This window comes from Gemmatimonadaceae bacterium (assembly GCA_035533015.1).
GTDB lineage: Bacteria > Gemmatimonadota > Gemmatimonadetes > Gemmatimonadales > Gemmatimonadaceae > JAGWRI01.
The window spans coordinates 98,696-116,045 of sequence record DATLUQ010000044.1; the positions used below are offsets into that span (position 1 = coordinate 98,696).

Annotated in this window: 17 protein-coding genes; 10 read left to right on the forward strand and 7 right to left on the reverse strand. The window is 69.9% G+C overall.

Annotated elements, in window-relative coordinates:
* Positions 1 to 13: 13 nt before the first annotated feature.
* The 5 genes from VNF92_08455 to VNF92_08475 form a co-directional block, all read right to left on the reverse strand.
* The gene (locus VNF92_08455; GenBank protein ID HVA57908.1) at positions 14 to 781 is read right to left on the reverse strand and encodes a zf-HC2 domain-containing protein; all 768 of its coding nucleotides are present in this window, start codon (positions 779 to 781) and stop codon (positions 14 to 16) included.
* Positions 778 to 1,347 (reverse strand): RNA polymerase sigma factor, encoded by a 570-nt coding sequence (locus tag VNF92_08460; GenBank protein ID HVA57909.1) that lies wholly within the window; start codon positions 1,345 to 1,347, stop codon positions 778 to 780. Before VNF92_08460 ends, VNF92_08455 begins: the two co-directional genes overlap by 4 nt.
* Before the next feature lie 119 nt (positions 1,348 to 1,466).
* The gene (locus VNF92_08465) at positions 1,467 to 2,135 is read right to left on the reverse strand and encodes an HAD-IA family hydrolase (protein HVA57910.1); all 669 of its coding nucleotides are present in this window, start codon (positions 2,133 to 2,135) and stop codon (positions 1,467 to 1,469) included.
* An 87-nt stretch (positions 2,136 to 2,222) separates the two neighbouring features.
* Positions 2,223 to 2,435 carry a cold-shock protein gene (locus VNF92_08470; GenBank protein HVA57911.1) on the reverse strand — a complete coding sequence of 71 codons (213 nt, stop codon included), beginning with the start codon at positions 2,433 to 2,435 and terminating at the stop codon, positions 2,223 to 2,225.
* Between the two features lie 283 nt (positions 2,436 to 2,718).
* A complete protein-coding gene (locus VNF92_08475; GenBank protein ID HVA57912.1) occupies positions 2,719 to 2,997 on the reverse strand; it encodes a hypothetical protein in 279 nt (92 codons plus the stop codon).
* Positions 2,998 to 3,206: 209 nt separating this feature from the next.
* Here VNF92_08475 and VNF92_08480 point away from each other — a divergent pair, with 209 nt between their 5' ends.
* From VNF92_08480 to VNF92_08525, 10 genes are all read left to right on the forward strand, one after another.
* Positions 3,207 to 3,593, forward strand: coding sequence for a hypothetical protein (locus VNF92_08480; protein HVA57913.1), 387 nt, complete (start codon positions 3,207 to 3,209; stop codon positions 3,591 to 3,593).
* Positions 3,594 to 3,600: 7 nt separating this feature from the next.
* On the forward strand, positions 3,601 to 4,695 hold the full coding sequence (locus VNF92_08485; protein ID HVA57914.1) for a DUF2156 domain-containing protein: 1,095 nt from the start codon (positions 3,601 to 3,603) through the stop codon (positions 4,693 to 4,695).
* 42 nt (positions 4,696 to 4,737) lie between these two features.
* Positions 4,738 to 6,621, forward strand: a complete 1,884-nt coding sequence (locus tag VNF92_08490; GenBank protein ID HVA57915.1) for a sodium:solute symporter family protein — start codon at positions 4,738 to 4,740, stop codon at positions 6,619 to 6,621.
* Positions 6,618 to 7,448 (forward strand): sugar phosphate nucleotidyltransferase, encoded by an 831-nt coding sequence (locus tag VNF92_08495; GenBank protein ID HVA57916.1) that lies wholly within the window; start codon positions 6,618 to 6,620, stop codon positions 7,446 to 7,448. Before VNF92_08490 ends, VNF92_08495 begins: the two co-directional genes overlap by 4 nt.
* Complete coding sequence (locus VNF92_08500; protein HVA57917.1) at positions 7,445 to 8,803, forward strand: galactokinase family protein; 1,359 nt, start codon at positions 7,445 to 7,447, stop codon at positions 8,801 to 8,803. Before VNF92_08495 ends, VNF92_08500 begins: the two co-directional genes overlap by 4 nt.
* Before the next feature lie 219 nt (positions 8,804 to 9,022).
* Positions 9,023 to 9,373, forward strand: coding sequence for an MGMT family protein (locus VNF92_08505; protein ID HVA57918.1), 351 nt, complete (start codon positions 9,023 to 9,025; stop codon positions 9,371 to 9,373).
* A 55-nt stretch (positions 9,374 to 9,428) separates the two neighbouring features.
* Positions 9,429 to 9,908 carry a DinB family protein gene (locus tag VNF92_08510; GenBank protein ID HVA57919.1) on the forward strand — a complete coding sequence of 160 codons (480 nt, stop codon included), beginning with the start codon at positions 9,429 to 9,431 and terminating at the stop codon, positions 9,906 to 9,908.
* Positions 9,909 to 10,071: 163 nt separating this feature from the next.
* Positions 10,072 to 10,365 carry a hypothetical protein gene (locus VNF92_08515; protein HVA57920.1) on the forward strand — a complete coding sequence of 98 codons (294 nt, stop codon included), beginning with the start codon at positions 10,072 to 10,074 and terminating at the stop codon, positions 10,363 to 10,365.
* Positions 10,366 to 10,571: 206 nt separating this feature from the next.
* Positions 10,572 to 11,333 (forward strand): phenylalanine 4-monooxygenase, encoded by a 762-nt coding sequence (locus tag VNF92_08520; protein HVA57921.1) that lies wholly within the window; start codon positions 10,572 to 10,574, stop codon positions 11,331 to 11,333.
* A gap of 33 nt (positions 11,334 to 11,366) precedes the next feature.
* Positions 11,367 to 11,882, forward strand: coding sequence for a hypothetical protein (locus tag VNF92_08525; protein HVA57922.1), 516 nt, complete (start codon positions 11,367 to 11,369; stop codon positions 11,880 to 11,882).
* Here VNF92_08525 and VNF92_08530 read toward each other — a convergent pair.
* The gene (locus VNF92_08530) at positions 11,842 to 14,073 is read right to left on the reverse strand and encodes a DEAD/DEAH box helicase (GenBank protein HVA57923.1); all 2,232 of its coding nucleotides are present in this window, start codon (positions 14,071 to 14,073) and stop codon (positions 11,842 to 11,844) included. The two genes, VNF92_08525 and VNF92_08530, sit on opposite strands and share 41 nt — an antisense overlap.
* The gene (locus VNF92_08535; protein HVA57924.1) at positions 14,070 to 17,282 is read right to left on the reverse strand and encodes a DNA methyltransferase; all 3,213 of its coding nucleotides are present in this window, start codon (positions 17,280 to 17,282) and stop codon (positions 14,070 to 14,072) included. Before VNF92_08535 ends, VNF92_08530 begins: the two co-directional genes overlap by 4 nt.
* Positions 17,283 to 17,350: the final 68 nt, after the last annotated feature.

Genomic DNA, 17,350 nt, shown 5'->3' on the forward strand with positions numbered 1-17,350 from the left:
TGGGTGTCATGTCCTAGGTGCTCGCGGGAAGCCCCGCGGCGATGCGCAGGAGCTGCACTTTCGTATCGAGCGATTGGCTGAGCGACCGCATGAGGTAACGGCTGGCAGGATCCTTGGTCAGCGCGGCCCGGCACTGCACGATGGCCGAGTCGATGACGGCGAGATTCTTCTCGATCACGGCCACCGTGGTCGTGTCGAGCTGACTGCGGCGCGCGTCGAGTATGGCGCGCAGACCTGAGATTTCGGAGTCGTACGATTCCTGCACGGCGGCCGGCGTGGCGTCGGCGGCTCGGTTCGCGGCGAGCACGGCACCGCGCGACGGGGCCGGTGCGGCGGCGCCGTCGACCGGCCGTCGGACGTCGGGCACCGGCTGTTGCATTACAGGGCCAGCGGAAGCGGAAGGCGCACCCGGCTGCGGCGCGCCGCGCCGCGCGGTCTCGTAACCGAGCGCGGCGGCGAGCACCAACGCCGCCGCCAGGCCGGCGGTGACGATGCGTGGCGACCGCCAACTCAGTCGACGTGGAGCGAGCGGCACGACCGGCGCCTCGATGCGCGCCGCGATGCCGCTACCCCATAGATCACGCGACGGAGTGAGCGTGGGGAGCCGCGATGCCTCGGCGCTCAGGCGCCGCAGGTCGGCGAGGAGTGCGCCACACGCGGCGCATTGGCGCGCGTGCGCCTCGAGCGCGTTGCGGGGCGCCCCGTCCAGGTCGCCCTCCAGGAAATCCATCAGCCGTTGGCTGAAGACCTCGCAGGTGATGCTGGAACTCTCACCGGTCATCGATTCAACGCCTCCCGCAGAAGGAGCCGGGCCCGGTGCAACTGGGCCTTGGTGGCTCCGGTGGTCACGCCGAGCATGTCGGCGATCTCCTCGTGCTTATACCCCTCCACGTCGTGCAGCGTGAAGACCCGGCGTGCGCCCGGAGGCAGCCGCGTCATCGCCTCTTCGAGGTCGAGCAGGTCGCCCGGCTGAAGGGTCGAGCCCACCACGCTGGCGTGGGCATCCATGCCGCAATCCTCGTCCTCCTCCTCGAACCGCGCCTGCCGTCGCGAATCGGTCCTGCGCTCGTTGAGCACGACGTTCACGGCCAGCCGGTGCAGCCACGTGGGGAAGGAACTCTCCCCTCGGAAGAGATGCAGCTTCTCCCAAGCGCGGACGAAGACATCTTGTGTGAGTTCCTCGGCGCGAGCGCGGTTGGCGACCATGCGCGCGCAGAGGGAGAACACCCGGTCGACGTGTTTCCGGTACAGCCTCTCGAACGCCGTCCGATCCCCCGCCGCGGCCTGGGCCACGTCGGCATCGGACGGATTGGAATTCGGCGAGTCGAGTATGGCCACAGCGGTCATGCGTCGTCGGTCTCCGTCCGTACGCTGGATGGGATACCTGACGGGAGCAAAAGGTTTGAACCCCGGACGGAAGGCGGTTTCCGGCCGGGTGGGTGCCGTGGGGCCTACGCCAGGCGGCGCTAAGGGGTTTCGGGGGAGGCCTCGAGGCCGGCCACGAGCGCCGGAAGGTCGGCCAACCGATCGGCAAAGAAGCGTGGGGCCGACGGGGCGAGTTCCTGTCGCGAGAACGGGCCCCAGAGCGCGGCCACGGTGCCGATGCCTGCAGCGTTGCCGGCGTGCATGTCGTGCAGCGAGTCGCCTACGAACAGCGCGCGATCAGCGCGACCGCCGAGGCGCTCGAGCGCCACGCGGACGGGCTCGGGATCGGGCTTGTGGCGCTCGGTGGAGTCGAAGCCGACGATCGTGTCGACGTAGCGGCGCAGGCCGACGTGAGTGAGGCCGCGTTCGGAGAGCTCCACCGACTTGCTGGTCACGATGCCGATAGCGTGGCCTCGCTCGCGGAGCTCGGCAAGCGACGCGTCAGCGCCTTCGTAGGCGTGCACGAGGCGGTCGTGGTGGGCCAGTTGAAATTCGCGGTAGGCGGCGATGAAGCGCTCGACCTCGGTCTCATCGTCGGTGTAGCGCTGGAACATGGAGCGGAGCGGGGTGCCGATCCAGTTCAGCCACTCCCGGTCGGGTGGCGCGGTGAGCCCGCGCGCCTCGAACGCGTACGACTTGGAGCGCTGGATGAGTTCGATCGAATCGATGAGGGTGCCATCGAGATCGAACAGCAGGGTGAAGCGGGTCATAGGCGAATGCACGAGTGGCAACAAGACAATGGCCGGCTCGGGTTACCCGGGCCGGCCATTGTGGTGACGCCCGAAGGCGCCCTGGCCTTAGCGGCCGAGCTTGACGACGTTCTCGGCGGCCGGGCCCTTCTGGCCCTGGACGATGTCGAACTCGACGCGCTCACCCTCGGCCAACGACTTGAAGCCGCTGCCCTGGATGGCGGAGTGGTGAACGAAGCAATCCTTCTGGCCGTTCTCCGGCGTAATAAAGCCGAAGCCCTTCGCGTCGTTGAACCACTTCACGGTGCCGGTCGTACGCATAACGGTACTCCTGTGTGTTGTTGTGGTCGGAGTCCGGTATGGCCGTACGTGCCGACGACAATCTTGTTCGTGACCAGAGCCCTCACGATGGGCGTTGTTCCCATATCGCCGGACACTTGCCGGACGCTACGCGCGATATCGGACGAAAAAAAGACCCAGCGAATGCCAGGCCCCAGGTCGTCCGTGGAACGTGCCCGCACCGACGGTGCGGAAATCGCTAGGGAATTCTACCCCCAGCCCGAAAAACGCGCAACGGGGAAACGGGGGGGCCGGCGAACGGCGGTCAGCCGCCCGGAGGGCGGGGGGCGGCCGGCTGACTGGCGCGGTCGGCCAGCAGTCGGGTGGTGAATCGCTGGCCTTCGGAGATCCGTTCGGTTTCGATGGCGATGGAGTCCACCGCCTGCTCGATGCGGGCCAGGCGCTCCTCGATCTGGCGCAACTCGGCGGGCGCCACCCCCTCGGAAGGGCGCCGGTTCACGAAGATCCGGGCGAGCGAGATGACGGTTCCGGCCACGATGGCAAGGCCGGCGAGGACGAATGGGAGATCGGGGTCGATGGCCATGGGGTGGGACGGGGTGGGGGCTGATCGGGCGAACGGGCGGGTGTGCTCCCTTTAAGGATACGGGGAGCGCCCGACAGGGGTGTCATGTCATGGAGGATGGCGAACGCGGGCCCCAACGACCCATAATACATATGGATTGCCAAGGCCCGAGGGGGTTGGGCCCGCGATGGACATGCGGGCCTGTCCGGGAAAACCATACGGAGGCGCGCATGGCGCACCACACATCGTCCGATACGGCACGCGGGATTGACGCGTTTGCGGCGGACGGTCACAAGGGGTTCGCGGCCTCGGCCTCGCGCACCGTGGGTGTGGCCGTGGATCTGGTGTATGCCGCGTGGACCGATGACACGCGGCGGCGCGAATGGCTGCGCGACGACCAGTTGGTGGTGGTCGACACGACGTCGGGTGTATCACTGCACGGTGAGTGGGCCGGCACGCGGCTAAGGGTGTTCTTCATGCCACGTGGCAATGGGCGCGCTCATGTGATGGTGGACCATGACGGCTTGCCGACGGCGCGGCGCGCCGAGCAGATGAAGAAATTCTGGCAGGCGCGATTGGGACGTCTGGCCGCGCTGGTGGAACGGCCGGGTCGTTGACCGGCGCGTGATCGGTCCGATCGCCGAGCCCGAAACGGCCCGGGCTCGGTTGTTGGTGCTCCGCCACGGCTGGAACGCCACGGCCTATCAGATTCTGAATCCGGGCATCGCCCACTGGTTTGCGGCGAGCGGCGATGCGGTGATCGGGTACGCCCGCTACCACGGTGTGTATGTGGTGGCGGGCGATCCGGTATGCGCCGCCGAGCGCGTGGCTGGGGTGGTGGACGAATTCGAGCATGAGGCGCGCGCCAACGGAAGCCACGTCTGCTATTTCGGCGCGGCCGAGCGTTTCGCGGGGACGTTGCGGGGGGACACCGGGCGCGCGTTCGTGATCCTGGGCGGGAATCCTGTGTGGGATCCGGCGGCATGGTCGTCCATCGTGGCACACCGGGCATCGGTGCGCGCTCAACTGCACCGGGCAGTCAACAAGGGTGTGACGGTCATCGAGTGGCCGGCAGCCCGGGCCAACGGGCACGCGGATCTGTGGCGCTGTCTGCGCGAATGGGGGACCACGCGCGGCCTGCCGCCGATGCACTTCCTGGTGGAGCCGCGCACGCTCGACCGGCTGGACGACCGCCGCGTTTTCGTGGCCGAGCGAGCAGGCCACGGGGTGGCGGGGTTCCTGCTCGCCTCGCCGGTTCCGCAGCGTCGGGGATGGCTGGTGGAGCAACTCATCCGTGGGCGCGGCGCGGCCAACGGCACCAACGAACTGCTGGTCGATGCAGCGATGCGCACGTTCGCGGCCGAGGGCGCGGCCTACGTGACGCTGGGGCTGTCGCCGCTCTCGCGGCGGTCGCACCTGGACGAGATGGTCAATCCGGCGTGGCTGCGCGTGGTGCTGTCGTCGGTCCGGGCGCACGGGCGTCGGTTCTACAACTTCGACGGCCTCGACGCATTCAAGGCCAAGCTCATGCCGCAGGGCTGGGAGCCTGTTTACGCCATCGCCGATAACCGGCGGGTGCTGCCGCGTACGTTGTTCGCGGTCGCCGCGGCATTCAGCGGCGGATCGCCGATCGCATTCGTAGCTCGGGCCATGCTGGGGGCGGCGCGCACCGAGGCGGCCTGGGCGCTGGGGAATGCGCGGAGCACCATTCGCCGATGACTTCCGCTGCCTCGAGCCGATGGTCGTGGACGCTGCCCGGCCGTGGCGGCGGTGCTGGACGCCGCCGGGCGGGTGGTGTTGATTCTCCCCGGTTCGCGCGGATCCGATCGTCACACCCGCCTCTCCGGTTCCATCCACATGCACTTCACGCGACTCGACTGGACCATCATCGCGGTATCGATCGTGGTGTCGTTCCTACCGGCCCTGTTCTTCTACAAACGCGCGGGGTCGAGCACCGCCGAGTTCTTCACGTCGGGGCGGGCGGCGCCATGGTGGCTGGTGGGCGTGTCGATGGTGGCCACGACGTTCAGCACCGACACCCCGAACCTCGTGACCAACATGGTCCGCCAGAACGGTGTGGCGGACAACTGGTTGTGGTGGGCGTTTCTGCTCACCGGCATGATGACGGTGTTCTTCTTTGCGCGCATGTGGCGGCGGTCGCGCGTGCTGACCGATCTCGAGTTCTACGAGTTGCGCTATTCGGGCAGGGCGGCGACGTTCGTGCGCGGGTTCCGGGCCGTGTACCTGGGACTGTTCTTCAACTGCGTGATCATGGCCACGGTGAATCTGGCGGCGGTGAAGATCGCCAGCATCGTGCTTGGCTGGCCGCCCTGGCAGACGCTGTCCATCGCCGCCGTGATCACCATTTTCTTCGCGTCGGTGTCCGGACTGTGGGGCGTGCTGGTGACCGACTCCATCCAATTCACGATCACGATGACGGGCACGTTCGCCGTGGCGTATTTCGCGGTCAAGCAGCCGCAGATCGGCGGCCTGTCCGGCCTGATCCACAAGATCGATCCGAAAACGCTCAATTTGCTCCCCGACTTCGGCAACTGGCCGGTGGCGCTTTCGGTGCTGATCATCCCGGTGACCGTCCAGTGGTGGTCTGTGTGGTATCCCGGCGCCGAGCCTGGGGGCGGCAGTTACATCGCCCAGCGCATGCTGGCGTCGCGCACCGAGAAGGACGCGCTCACCGGCACGCTGCTGTTCAACGTGATGCACTACGCGCTGCGCCCGTGGCCGTGGATCATCGTCGCGCTGGCGAGCACGATCATCTACCCGGATCTGGCGTCCATCCAGCACACCTTTCCGGCGCTCGATCCCAAGCTGCTGGGCGACGACATCGCGTATCCCGCCATGCTGCGCTTCCTGCCGGCGGGATTCCTCGGACTGATGGTGGCGGGCATGCTGGCCGCGTACCGATCGACCATCGAGACGCATCTCAATTGGGGGACGTCGTACCTGGTGCACGATTTCTACCGGCGGTTCATCAAACGCGACCAGTCGGAGAAGCACTACGTGTTCGTGGGGCGGCTGGTCACGGCGGGGCTCATGGTCTGCGCCGCGTTGCTGACGTTTGAACTGGACACGGCCAAGCAGGCGTTCGACCTGATTCTCTCGGTGGGGGCCGGCACCGGATTGATCTACCTACTGCGCTGGTTCTGGTGGCGCATCAACGCGTGGAGCGAGGTGTCAGCGATGGCCAGCTCGTTCCTCGTTGCGCTCGGCTTTTTCGCGGCCGGCAAGATGGGGCACCCGGTGCCGGCGGACGTCTCGCTCGTGATCACGGTGGCCACGACCACCGTGGTGTGGGTGGCCGTGACGTTTCTCACGGAGCCGCACGACCACGCCACGCTGCTCAACTTCTACAGACTGGTGCGGCCCGCAGGCCCTGGGTGGAAGCACATCCGCGACGAGTCGGGTCTGGGCGCGTCGCCCGACAGTTTGCCGCAGGCGATGCTGGGCTGGATGCTCGGCTGTCTATTCGTGTACTCGGCGCTGTTCGGCACGGGCAGCGTTCTCTATGGGCGGCGGCCGCAGGCGATCATGTGGATCGTGCTGTTCGTGATCAGTGGGCTCGGGCTGTGGCGGTTGGTGCCGCGTCTGTGGTCGGGCGCGGGATCGGAGGCGGCCGAAGGCTCATGACCGATCCTCGGCCCGCGGTGGCCAAGGCCGTCGTGCTGGCGCGGGGGCTGGGCACGCGGATGCGAGCCGAGGACGGAACGGCGCTGCTCGACGACGCGCAGCGGGCGGCCGCGGCGCGCGGGATGAAGGCGATGATTCCCGTGGGCCGCCCGTTCCTGGACTACGCGCTGAGCGCGTTGGCCGATGCCGGGTGCACGGAGGTCTGCCTCGTGATCGGCCCCGAACACACGGACGTCCGTGACTATTACATGCGCCAGGCACCGGCGAAGCGGGTGCGGGTGTCGTTCGCGGTGCAGGCCGAGCCGCGGGGCACGGCCGACGCGCTATTGGCGGCCGAAGGGTTCGCGGGCAGTGACCGGGTGTTGATGGTGAATTCCGACAACTACTATCCGGCGCCCGCGCTGGCGGCGCTGCGCGCCCTGCCCGGCGCCGGGCTGCTCGGCTTCGAGCGCGCCGCGCTCATCCGGGAGAGCAACATCGAGGCCGAGCGGGTGCTCAAGTACGCGCTGATCGTCGTGCGCGCCGACGGAACGCTGGTCCGGATCGTCGAGAAACCGGACGCCGACATGGCGCGCGCCCTGGGCGCCGACGCGCTGGTGAGCATGAACGCTTGGGTGTTCACGCCGGCGATCTACGAGGCGTGCCGGCGCACCGTGCCGTCGGCACGAGGTGAGCTGGAACTCCAGGATGCCGTGCGGATCGCGATCGAGGAACTTGGCGAGCGGTTCACCGTGGTTCGCGTGGCCGCGGGCGTGCTCGATCTGTCGAGCCGGGCCGACATCGCGGCGGTCCGTGAACGCCTGGCCGGCGTGGACCCTCGCCCATGAGGTGGGACTATATTAATAGTTTAATAAACGCCGGAATGGCGCCGCCGGCCGCCGAAGCCAAAGCGCCGTTGTTCGCGGCGGCCGGCGCGGCGCTCGGATCGGGGGCGCGGGCAGCGGGGGACCCTGTCGCCCTGTTCGTGCCGGGCCGGATGGAGGTGCTGGGCAAGCACACGGACTACGCCGGCGGCCGGAGTCTGCTGTGCGCCGTGGAGCGTGGCCTCTGCATGCTGGTGTCGCCGCGGCCCGACGACATGATCCGGGTGGTGGACGCCCGCTCCGGCGGACAGGCGTCGTTCGCCTTCTCGCCCGACCTCGACCCAACGGTCGGCCACTGGTCCAACTACCCGATGACCGTGGCCCGGCGGCTGGCGCGCAACTTCCCGGAGTTTCGCGCCGGTGCCGACATCGCGTTCGCCAGCGACCTGCCGGTGGCGGCAGGAGTGAGTAGCTCGAGCGCGCTGGTCGTGGGCGTCTATCTGGCTCTCGACGCGGCGAACGAGTTCGAGCGCAGTGAGGCGTACCGGCGGGAGATCACCGGCCGCGAAACGCTGGCGGCGTACTTGGGGTGCCTGGAGAACGGCGAGAGCTTCGGCACGCTTGCCGGCGACCGCGGCGTGGGAGTGTTCGGGGGAAGCGAAGACCAGACGGCGATCCTCTGTTGCCGCCCGGGCAAGCTCAGCCGGTATTCGTTCTGTCCCGTGCGTGCCGAGGGCGAGGTGGCGGTGCCGCCCGGATATACATTCGTGATCGCCGACAGCGGCATCGTGGCCGAGAAGGCGGGCGCGGCCCGCGACGCGTACAACCGCGCATCGGTGGCGACGCGCGTGATCGTTCGGTTGTGGAACGCGGCGACCGGACGCGACGACGCGACGTTGGCCGCCGCGCTGGCAAGCGGGAGCGACGCGGCCGACCGCATCCGCGCCGTTCTGGGAAGCGCTGCGCACGCCGAATATCCGGCGCACGTGCTGGTGCAGCGGTTCGATCAGTTCGCCGAGGAGAGCGGGCGCATCATTCCGGCGGCGCACGCCGCGTTGGCGGGGGGCGATCTGGCCGGGTTCGGCGCGCTGGTGGACGCGTCGCAGGTCAATGTGGAACGCTGGCTACACAACCAGATCCCCGAGACGATTGCACTGCAGCGCCAAGCGCGAGAGTTGGGCGCCGCGGCCGCGTCGGCGTTCGGCGCGGGCTTCGGCGGGAGCGTCTGGGCGCTGGTAGAGGATCGCGGAGCAGAGGAATTCGCACGCCGGTGGTTGACGCGATATCGTGAATTATTTCCCGCAGCAAGCTCGGGCGCGCAGACGTTCGTGACGGGCGCCGGACCGGCGGCGGTGCGGTTGGCCAATCTCCATTCGTGAGGCGCCCATCGGGACGGGTTGCAGGGATTTCCTGATCAGGCAGAACGCCGTCGCGCTGGCGGTCGCCGTGGGGATCGGTGCCGCGTGGCATGCGGTCGGTCAACGCGATCGTGAACGACATCATCCTGCCGGCCGTGCGGTTGATCTCGCCGACGGTGGCATGGTGTCCGAATGGCACGAGCCAGTGGTCGGCGGCCTGACGGCGCGGCGGCTGTCGCCGTGAAGGCCGGAACCGCTCCGCCCGCGGGCGGCACGTACGCGCGCATCTACGCGGTCACGCGGAAGATTCCGCGCGGCCGCGTGGCGACCTACGGACAGGTGGCGCGGCTGGCCGGCCTCGCCGGTCACGCGCGGCAGGTGGGCTTCGCGATGGCGGCGCTCCGGGCCGGCGTCCGCGTGCCGTGGCACCGCGTGATCAACGCCGAGGGGCGCGTGAGCCTGCGGCGCGACGGGCCCGGCGCCGGCATCCGGCAGCGGCAGCTCCTCGAGCGTGAAGGCGTGGTGTTCAACGCGGCGGGCCGGGTGTCGCTCGTCCGCTATCAATGGCAGCCTCGCGTCCGCCCGCGGTGAGCGCTATCGTCAGGCGATCACGCGATCCTCTTCTCGATCGGGGGACTTCGGCCCGATGATGGACTATTTCAAGCGGCTGTACACGCACGCGCAGTGGGCGGACGCGCGCACCCTGCACTCGATCGTCGACAGTGAGCATCTGCCAGCGCGCGCTCTGGAGTTGTTCGCGCACGTGTTGGGCGCCGAGCACGTATGGTTGAGCCGCGTGCGCGGCACCGCACCGCACGTCACCGTGTCGCCCACACTTTCGGTGGCCGAGTGCGATGCCCTGATGCACGAGAACCACGACGGCTATACCTCCCTGCTCGACCAGTTGGCTCCCGGTGACCTCCAACGGGCGGTCACCTACCGCAATTCGGCGGGCCACGAATTCACGTCCACGCTACAGGACATTCTCACCCAGGTCGCGATGCACGGGTCGTACCACCGCGGACAGGTGGCGGCGCTCGTGCGCGCGGCCGGGGACACGCCACAGCCCACCGACTTCATCGCGTTCGCGCGCGGCGCGCCAGCGCCACCCCGCCAAGGACCATAGAGACCCGATGCCGACCGATGACCCGGTAGAACCGCCCGCTCGCACTTCCACTCCCGCGCCGCCGCGAGCGGCCCCGGCCCGCGCGCCCCGCCGCCGGCATCACCGCTACACGCCGCTTCCGCCACGCGAGACGTTCTATCGCCATTTTGCCCGCAACGCGCTGATGGGGACCGCGATGGTCGGCACGGCATTGATGATCGGTGTCGTGGGGTACCACGTCACGGCGGAACTCGGGTGGCTCGATTCTCTCGTCAACGCGAGCATGATTCTGGGCGGAATGGGTCCTGTGGATCCGGTCAAGCCGGTGGTGGGGAAGTGGTTCGAGTCGTTCTACGCGCTGTTCAGCGGTGTGGTGTTCATTTCCTCGGTGGGGGTATTCCTGGCGCCGGCGGCCAAGCGTTTTCTGCATCGGTTCCATCTGGACATCGAGGCCGACGACGACTCGGCCGATTCCTGACCGACACTTGACAAGTCAATGCTCGGTCGGCATTCTCACCTTCGATGACAACGCACACGCGCGCCTGGTATTGCTACTGGTATTCGACCTCTCACACGGGCCGAACCTGGGGGCGTGCGCGCAAGTAGTCTGACGCAGCAGTCAATCCGCAGGCGGTCCGTGTTTCACACGGGCCGCCTTTTTTATTTCCCGCACCAGAGGTCACCATGCTGGACGTCACCCCGAACCCGCGAACCGACGAATCGCAGTTCATCGAGCAGCGTTGGCACGACTACACGGCCGAACAGCACGACGTGTGGCGCGTGCTGTACGAGCGGCGCATGGGAGACCTACGCGCGCACGGCAGCGCCGTCTACCTGCGGGGTGCGGAGCGCATCGGGCTCTGTCCGGATTGCGTGCCGGATCTGGCCGTGGTGAACCAGAAGCTGGCACCGCTCACGGGCTGGCAGGCAGTGCCGGTAAGCGGATTCCTGCCGGCGCCCGAGTTCTTCCGGTGTCTGGCGGCGCGCCGCTTTCCGACCACGGTGAGCCTGCGGCCCCGCGAACAGCTCGACTACCTGCCCGAGCCCGACATCTTTCACGACGTGTTCGGCCACGTCCCGCTGCACGCCAGCCCGGCGTTCGCCGACTACCTGCAGCAATTCGGGCAGATCGCCTGCCGTGCCGAACGCGAGGAACAGATCCAGGGCATGGCCCGCCTGTTCTGGTTCACCGTGGAGTTCGGTCTGGTCAAGGAGGACGGGCAGGTGAAGGCGTACGGGAGCGGGCTGATCTCGTCGCACGCCGATTGCGCGAATGCCCTGGGCCCGAACTGCGAGCGGCGGCCGTTCTCGGTCGAGGCGGTGATGGGCCAGCCGGTCGAGATCGACCACGTGCAGGACGTGCTGTTCGTGATCGACACGTTCGGACTGCTCTTCCACGCGGCGCAAGAGGCGGCCGACGTCCTGGGGATTCCGAATGCCGTGTGAGCGTGGCATCTTGGCGGCATGATGATCGGACGCATGAAGGACAGGGGGACACGGGCGGGGCCGGCGCTCGCGGCGTTGGCGCTGGTCCTGGTGGCGGCCTGCGACCATGGGCCGCCGCCCGAGCAAGTGCGCGCCGAGCAGGAGCAGGCGGCGCAGGCGGTGGCCAACGAGCCGTGTCCGCCCGACGGCAAGTGGAAGGAATGCAGCCTGGCCGAGCGGCTTCTTCGCTCCGGGCTCGTGGTACGGCGCGATTCGGCGCCGGCGCGTGAGGACTCGGTGGCGATTCCGGGGGTGCTGTACCACATAGGGATCGCCAATCTGGAGGTGTTCTTCTTTGCCGATTCGATGGCGCGCAAGTCCGCCGTGGCCAGGCTGGACACGGCACGGTTCGTCGGCTACGACCAGTCGCAGACCAGCAAAGGCGAGCGATCGCTCATCCAATCGGCCAACCTGCTGGCCCTGCTCGACAGCCGCCGCGACCAGCAGCGCGAGCGCATCGGCGACGCCATCACGGCGGGTCCGCCGCAACCGCCGAAAGGCGCGAAGTAGGGACGAGGAGGAGCAGGGCGCGGACTACCGGCGGCGTTCCGTGGTGGATGTCGCGCACGTGCAATTCGGCGAAGGTGCGCACGGCGGTGAGCCATGCGTCGTCTGGCATGCGGGCGTCGGCCAATGCCTCGAGCACGCGCTCGGCGCCGGCCCCGAAGGTGGCGGTCGCGACGCGCCGCGCGTCGTGGGCCAGCGGCATCTGGCGCGCGCGCAGGTGCCGCGGGCTCCGCGATGCGATGGCATCGATGCGGTGCAGCAGGCGCCGGCGGGCGCGCGCGGCCCCGCCACTGGCCAGATCGAGCACGCCGAGCGCCTCGCCCTCCTCGACCCACGCGGTGATCCGGCGAATTGCGGCCTGCACGGCCGGCGTCTCGACGGGCGCCTCGGTCCCCTCGCCGAGGCGGGCCGCACCGAGCACGGCCTCGGGCGCATCGCTCGCGTCGTGGCCGACGTCGGCCACCAATTCGGCCCGGCCCTGACGCTCGACGAGCGCCAGCCATCCACCCGTCGCGGCATATACGGCGGCGACGCAGGGGCCGTCGGCAGGTTCGCCGGCCGAGCGGTCGCGCAGCCAACCCTCGAGCAAACGGTCGAGGCAAGCGCTGACGCGTTGCGGTGGGGGGACGTGGAACGGGACGCCGGAGAAGAGGGCGGGCATGATAGTTCCTCGCACGCCGACCGCACGAGCGGCGGCCGCGAGCTTGTCGCGCAGCCGGCGTTCCAGACCGAGCAACCGGTCGGCCGGGGCCGGCGGGCGCAGCGCGTACACGTGCACTTCCGCGTGCGGCGAGGCAAGACGGCGCACGCGGCCCACGCGCTGCTCGAATCGCGCCGGGCTCCACGGCAGATCGGCGTGCACCACCACGCTCGCGTCCTGCAGGTTCACGCCCTCGCTCAGCAGGTCGGTGGTGATGAGCATCGACACGCGCTCGGCGGGCGCCGTGGTGGCCTGTCCCCCGGGTGCGAACCGGGCCAGTAGTTCGCGGCGCGTGACACGGCCGCCGGCCACGAATCCGCCGCGGTCGGTGAGCATGGCGATGCCGCCACCGGGACGCAGGCGAGCATACATCGCGGCCACGGTGGCGGCGAACTCGGCGAACACCACGATCCGAGCGCCGGGATGCGCGGACCGGATGCGCCGCAGCGCGGCGGCGCGTGCGGCGTCGGGATCGAGGCCCGACGGGAGCCGATGAAGGAACCCGGCCACCGCGTCGGCATGGCGTTGGCTGGCCCGCCGCAACCGCGCGGCGTGCACGGTGACCGTGTCGGAGGCGAGCTGGGGAAAGGCGAGTTGGAGCACGCCGTCGGCGTAGCTCCAGGCGCGTAGCTCCTGTCGCGACGGGTGACGGCCGGCGCGCAGCGCCTCGCCCAGGGCTTCGGCCTGGGCGAGCCGGCGGCGCAACGCGGCCCGCAGCGCCGCCCGACTCGATGCCCATTGCCGCGCCAGCGAGATCGTGAGCAGGGCGCCGCCATCGCCGCCGTCGCGCGGCGGAAGGGGCGGCGGCAGACGGGTGATTGCCTCGAGCACGGCGGCGTCGTCGCCCACCTCCACCCAGCGCACACGGCCGAGCCGCGGCAATGCCGGCGCTCCATCTTCCGCGCCGCCGTCCGTGCTGTCGCGCTTCACGACGAAGTGCGCCAGTTCCTGCTCGTCGGCCGTCCACGCGCGGTGGCCGAGGAATAGCGCCAGTTCGGCGCGCAGGTCGTCGGTGCGGTTGTGAACCGGAGTGGCCGAGAGGAGCAGGACGGGGGGGCGCGCACACAGCGCGGCGAGGGCACCGTACCGTTTGGTAGCGGGGTTGCGCGCGTGATGCGCCTCGTCGAGGATCACGAAGTCGGCGACGGGAGGAAGAGCGCCGCGGCTCAATGCCTGGTACGAGACGAATCGGGCGTGGACCCCCGCGGCGGCGAGGGCATCGTGCCACATGGTGCGCAGACCGGCCGGCGCGACGACGACGAGTCGGGCCGAACCGCGTGCCACGGAGAGGGCCGTGTAGGTCTTGCCGAGGCCGACTGGATCGGCAAGGAGTGCCCCCCGCGCCTCACCGAGCAGCGTGCGCAGGCGCGCGGCGGCGGCGCGTTGGTGTGGGTGGAGAACGACCGTCCCGAGCGCGTCGCGACCCTGCGCACCGAGCCAGCGCCCGGCGATCGCGGCGCGCACTTCGGGCGCCGGCGTGGCGCGCCAGGTCATGCTGCGGTCCAGGTGAGCAGCGCGGCCAGGTCGGAATGCTCCAGGCGGTAGGCGTGGAGCACTGCGTCGGTGAGCACGCTGTGCGGCACGTGCTCCCGTTCGGGTCGCTCCGCGATGCCGGCCGCCAGCGGGGCGAGCGTCCTGCGCGCGCGGAGCCAGTCGCGCGGCAGCGGCAGGCGGCCCACGGTCCAGGCGAGATAACGGCGGAATCCGCCGCGTGCCGGCTCGGCTAGCGCATTCAACCACGCGGCAGCGACGGCCGAGTTCAGGATCGCCGCCAGCGTGCGAGCGTCGTCGAGGTCCTGGCATCGCGCCACGTAACAGGTGTTGAGGGGCACGCGGCGGTCGCCGGCGTCGAGGATGACGGCGCGCGGACGGCGCCCGAAGTCCGCCCATACCACGCGCGGCCGATCGCACGCCGCGCCCTCGGTGCGAAACAGCGTCCACCAAAGCCGGGCGTTCCGGGCGTCGCTGCGCGCGCGCAGACGGCGCTTGTACCGTCCGAGCCAGCGGGCCGTGCGGGCGGGCAGTTCGGTCAGAGGCGCCCCCCGCGCATCGCAGGTCCAGACGATGTGGTCCATTCCCGTGTCGGCGCTCCAGGCGCGCACGGCTTCGCCGCGTATGGCGGGGCGAAGCAGCGCGGCTTCCACCTCTCCCGTCCGGCCGCCGGCGGCGCGGACGCAGGCCACGCCGCCACGGCGGTCCACGACCTCGACCACGAAGGCGTCATTGCACCCGCTCTTCACGCCGAGCAGCGGGCGACCCACCGCGGTTTCAAGAAATGGTATACCAACGGCCGCCAGGTAGTCGACGGCCTGGCGGACAGGCGGTGGCAACAACAGCCACGGGCTGCCGGGCGTGTGGTCGAGGGCGAGGGAGCCCGACTCGGCGCGCCACTGCACGACCGTCGCGCGCTTCCCCGCGGCGACGGTCACCGTGGGCGGGTGCTCGGTACCACGCTCCGGCGCCCGGGCTGCGACGATCGAGGGATACACCGCCGCGTCGAACAGGGCGGGGGCGTTGGAGAGATCCTCCACGTGGAGGAGCGAGAGCCGCTCGTGCAGCAGCCGTCGCACGCCGCCGCCGGCCAGCGAGCACCAGAGCTTGGCCGGTACGAGGAGCGCCAGCGCACCCCCCGGGCAGAGGAGCGCGGCGCTGCGCTCTACGAACAGCGCTGATAGGTCGACCTGGCCCGCAAAGCCCGAGCCGGCGTGCGCGGCTTGGGCGCCGGAGGCCCACGACGCGTTGCGGAATACGGTGTAATTCCGCCGCAGGGCGGCCCGCTCGTGTGCCGGCACGCGATGAAGTCGCACCCATGGCGGATTGCCGACGATCAGTTGAAAGCCTCCGTCCGCGGCGACATCGGCGAAATGGGCGCCGAACGAGAACGGCAATGCTCCGCCGTCGGCCAGCCGGCGGCGCTCGTGTCGCAACGCTGCGGCGCGCGATCGCAGGTCGGTGAGCGTGCGGCGATCGTCGGCGGTCAGGCCACGTCGCTCACCGAACAGGTCGGGGCCGCGCCCAGCGAGTACCAACTCGCGGCGCGCATGCTGGACCCCGGTGATCGCGCGATCGAGCATGGTGAGCGCTCGGGACCGCTCGGCGCGGTCCAACGCGCGGGCGAGCGCAGCTTTGTGGACGCCCGTGGCCCCGGCGTAGCGGCGCCGGGCCGTCGCGAGTTCCCCCGGTCGCGCGACCAGCGTGGCGCCGGCATCGAAGGGGGTTCCCGATAGCGCGTCACCCACGCGCACGTTGCGGTCGAGATTGGGCAAGGGCGCAACGGCCATCGGGTCGGCAACCTCGCTCTCGATCACCACGGACAGCCACAGCCGCAGCTCGCAGAGCCAGACCGCCATGGGATTCCGGTCCACGCCGAAAACGGAGCGCGTCAGCGCGTCGCGGCGGATCTCGCTCACCGACCGTGGATCGCCGAGCTGGGCGCGCAGGTCCGCGATGCGCTGCAGCGCATGAACGAGAAAGGCGCCCGAGCCGCAGGCCGGATCGAGCAGCGTGAGGCGACCGAGGCGGGTGAGCACCGCCGGCCGGTCGGCCCGGGTGACCTGCTCGCCGGCGAGCAGGCACGCGGTGTCGTCCTCGGCCAGCCCGGCGGTGCGCAGGGCTTCGCCGAGCGCGAGGTCGGTTACGCGGCCCACCAGGGACTGCGGCGTGAAGAACGCCCCGCTGTCGCGCCGGTCGTCCGAGGCCATGAGTGATTCGAAGGCGCGCCCCAGCATTTCCGGATCCACCGCGGCATCGCTCCAGGTGGCGGATTCCTCGCGCGCGGTGAAGCGGTAACGGGCAAACAGATCGCCGAGCAACGCGCCCAAAGCATCGTCGGCAAAGTGGAGCTCGCGGTGACGGCGCTCGAGCGGCGTGGGCGTGAACAGCCCGCCGTTGAGAAACGGCACGTGGCCGAAGGCGAGTGCGGTAGATGCGCGACGCCCGCGAGGCGTGTTGAGCGTGCCGAAGAACAAGGGTCGCAGGGTGCGCGCGTGGAATCCGCCGCCGCGTCCCATGCGCTGGTCGAACAGGCGGGTCAGGAAGTTTCGGTGTCCGTCGAGCCAGCCCTTGGCTTCGAGAAACGCCAGAAAGAGGAGCCGCGACGAGTGGAGCAGGGCCAACTCCCGGCGCTCCGCCGCGGGTGCGGTGCGCGACGCCGAATCCGCGATGGCCGCCACGCGGCGCTCGAGTTCGCGATAGAAGCGACGCCCGAGCGCGTCGCGGCCGAGCACCTCGCACCACCGCAGATGCAGGAGTCCGTCGTCGCCGCAGGCGGCGGCGGCGAGCGTGCACAGCGTTTCGGCGTCGCTGTCGATCACCCGCGCCCGGTCGACGATGAGGGAGCGCACCCGCGGCGGCCGCCGGTCTCCGTTCCAGGCGGCGAAAGCGACGGCGCCGTCGCGATGGTCGGTGAGCGCGAGCAGCCAGAATACGTGCGGGGCGCGCGACTGGAGTCGCGCGGCGATGCGCGGAATCTGTTCGCGTATGGGCGCGCCGTCCCGCACCCGAGCGACGAGCGCGCGGACGGCGCCTGGGCCGGCGGCCACGTGAACCTCACTCAACGTCGACGCGAGACCGATGGCCGATCGCTGGTCGGCATCGAGGGCGCGGGCCGGCCCGCGAACGCCGATCGCGTGGAGCAGTGTGGAGAGGGCGGCGGTGGAATCCGCGCTGGCGAGGAGGACCGCGGCCGTACGAAGCGTGAGCACGCGGCCACGCTACGGACCGGCCGGCGCGTGACCGCCACCAAGGCAACGCGGCCCGGCGCAAAAGGGCG

Bases quoted from the DNA above. Each gene is read 5' to 3' on its own strand.
- VNF92_08480 (HVA57913.1), top strand. From the start codon at position 3,207: ATGGCGCACCACACATCGTCCGATACGGCACGCGGGATTGACGCGTTT.
- VNF92_08515 (HVA57920.1), top strand. From the start codon at position 10,072: ATGGGGACCGCGATGGTCGGCACGGCATTGATGATCGGTGTCGTGGGG.
- VNF92_08510 (HVA57919.1), top strand. From the start codon at position 9,429: ATGATGGACTATTTCAAGCGGCTGTACACGCACGCGCAGTGGGCGGAC.
- VNF92_08465 (HVA57910.1), bottom strand. From the start codon at position 2,135: ATGACCCGCTTCACCCTGCTGTTCGATCTCGATGGCACCCTCATCGAT.
- VNF92_08525 (HVA57922.1), top strand. From the start codon at position 11,367: ATGAAGGACAGGGGGACACGGGCGGGGCCGGCGCTCGCGGCGTTGGCG.
- VNF92_08495 (HVA57916.1), top strand. From the start codon at position 6,618: ATGACCGATCCTCGGCCCGCGGTGGCCAAGGCCGTCGTGCTGGCGCGG.
- VNF92_08475 (HVA57912.1), bottom strand. From the start codon at position 2,997: ATGGCCATCGACCCCGATCTCCCATTCGTCCTCGCCGGCCTTGCCATC.
- VNF92_08470 (HVA57911.1), bottom strand. From the start codon at position 2,435: ATGCGTACGACCGGCACCGTGAAGTGGTTCAACGACGCGAAGGGCTTC.
- VNF92_08460 (HVA57909.1), bottom strand. From the start codon at position 1,347: ATGACCGCTGTGGCCATACTCGACTCGCCGAATTCCAATCCGTCCGAT.
- VNF92_08530 (HVA57923.1), bottom strand. From the start codon at position 14,073: ATGACCTGGCGCGCCACGCCGGCGCCCGAAGTGCGCGCCGCGATCGCC.
- VNF92_08455 (HVA57908.1), bottom strand. From the start codon at position 781: ATGACCGGTGAGAGTTCCAGCATCACCTGCGAGGTCTTCAGCCAACGG.
- VNF92_08520 (HVA57921.1), top strand. From the start codon at position 10,572: ATGCTGGACGTCACCCCGAACCCGCGAACCGACGAATCGCAGTTCATC.
- VNF92_08500 (HVA57917.1), top strand. From the start codon at position 7,445: ATGAGGTGGGACTATATTAATAGTTTAATAAACGCCGGAATGGCGCCG.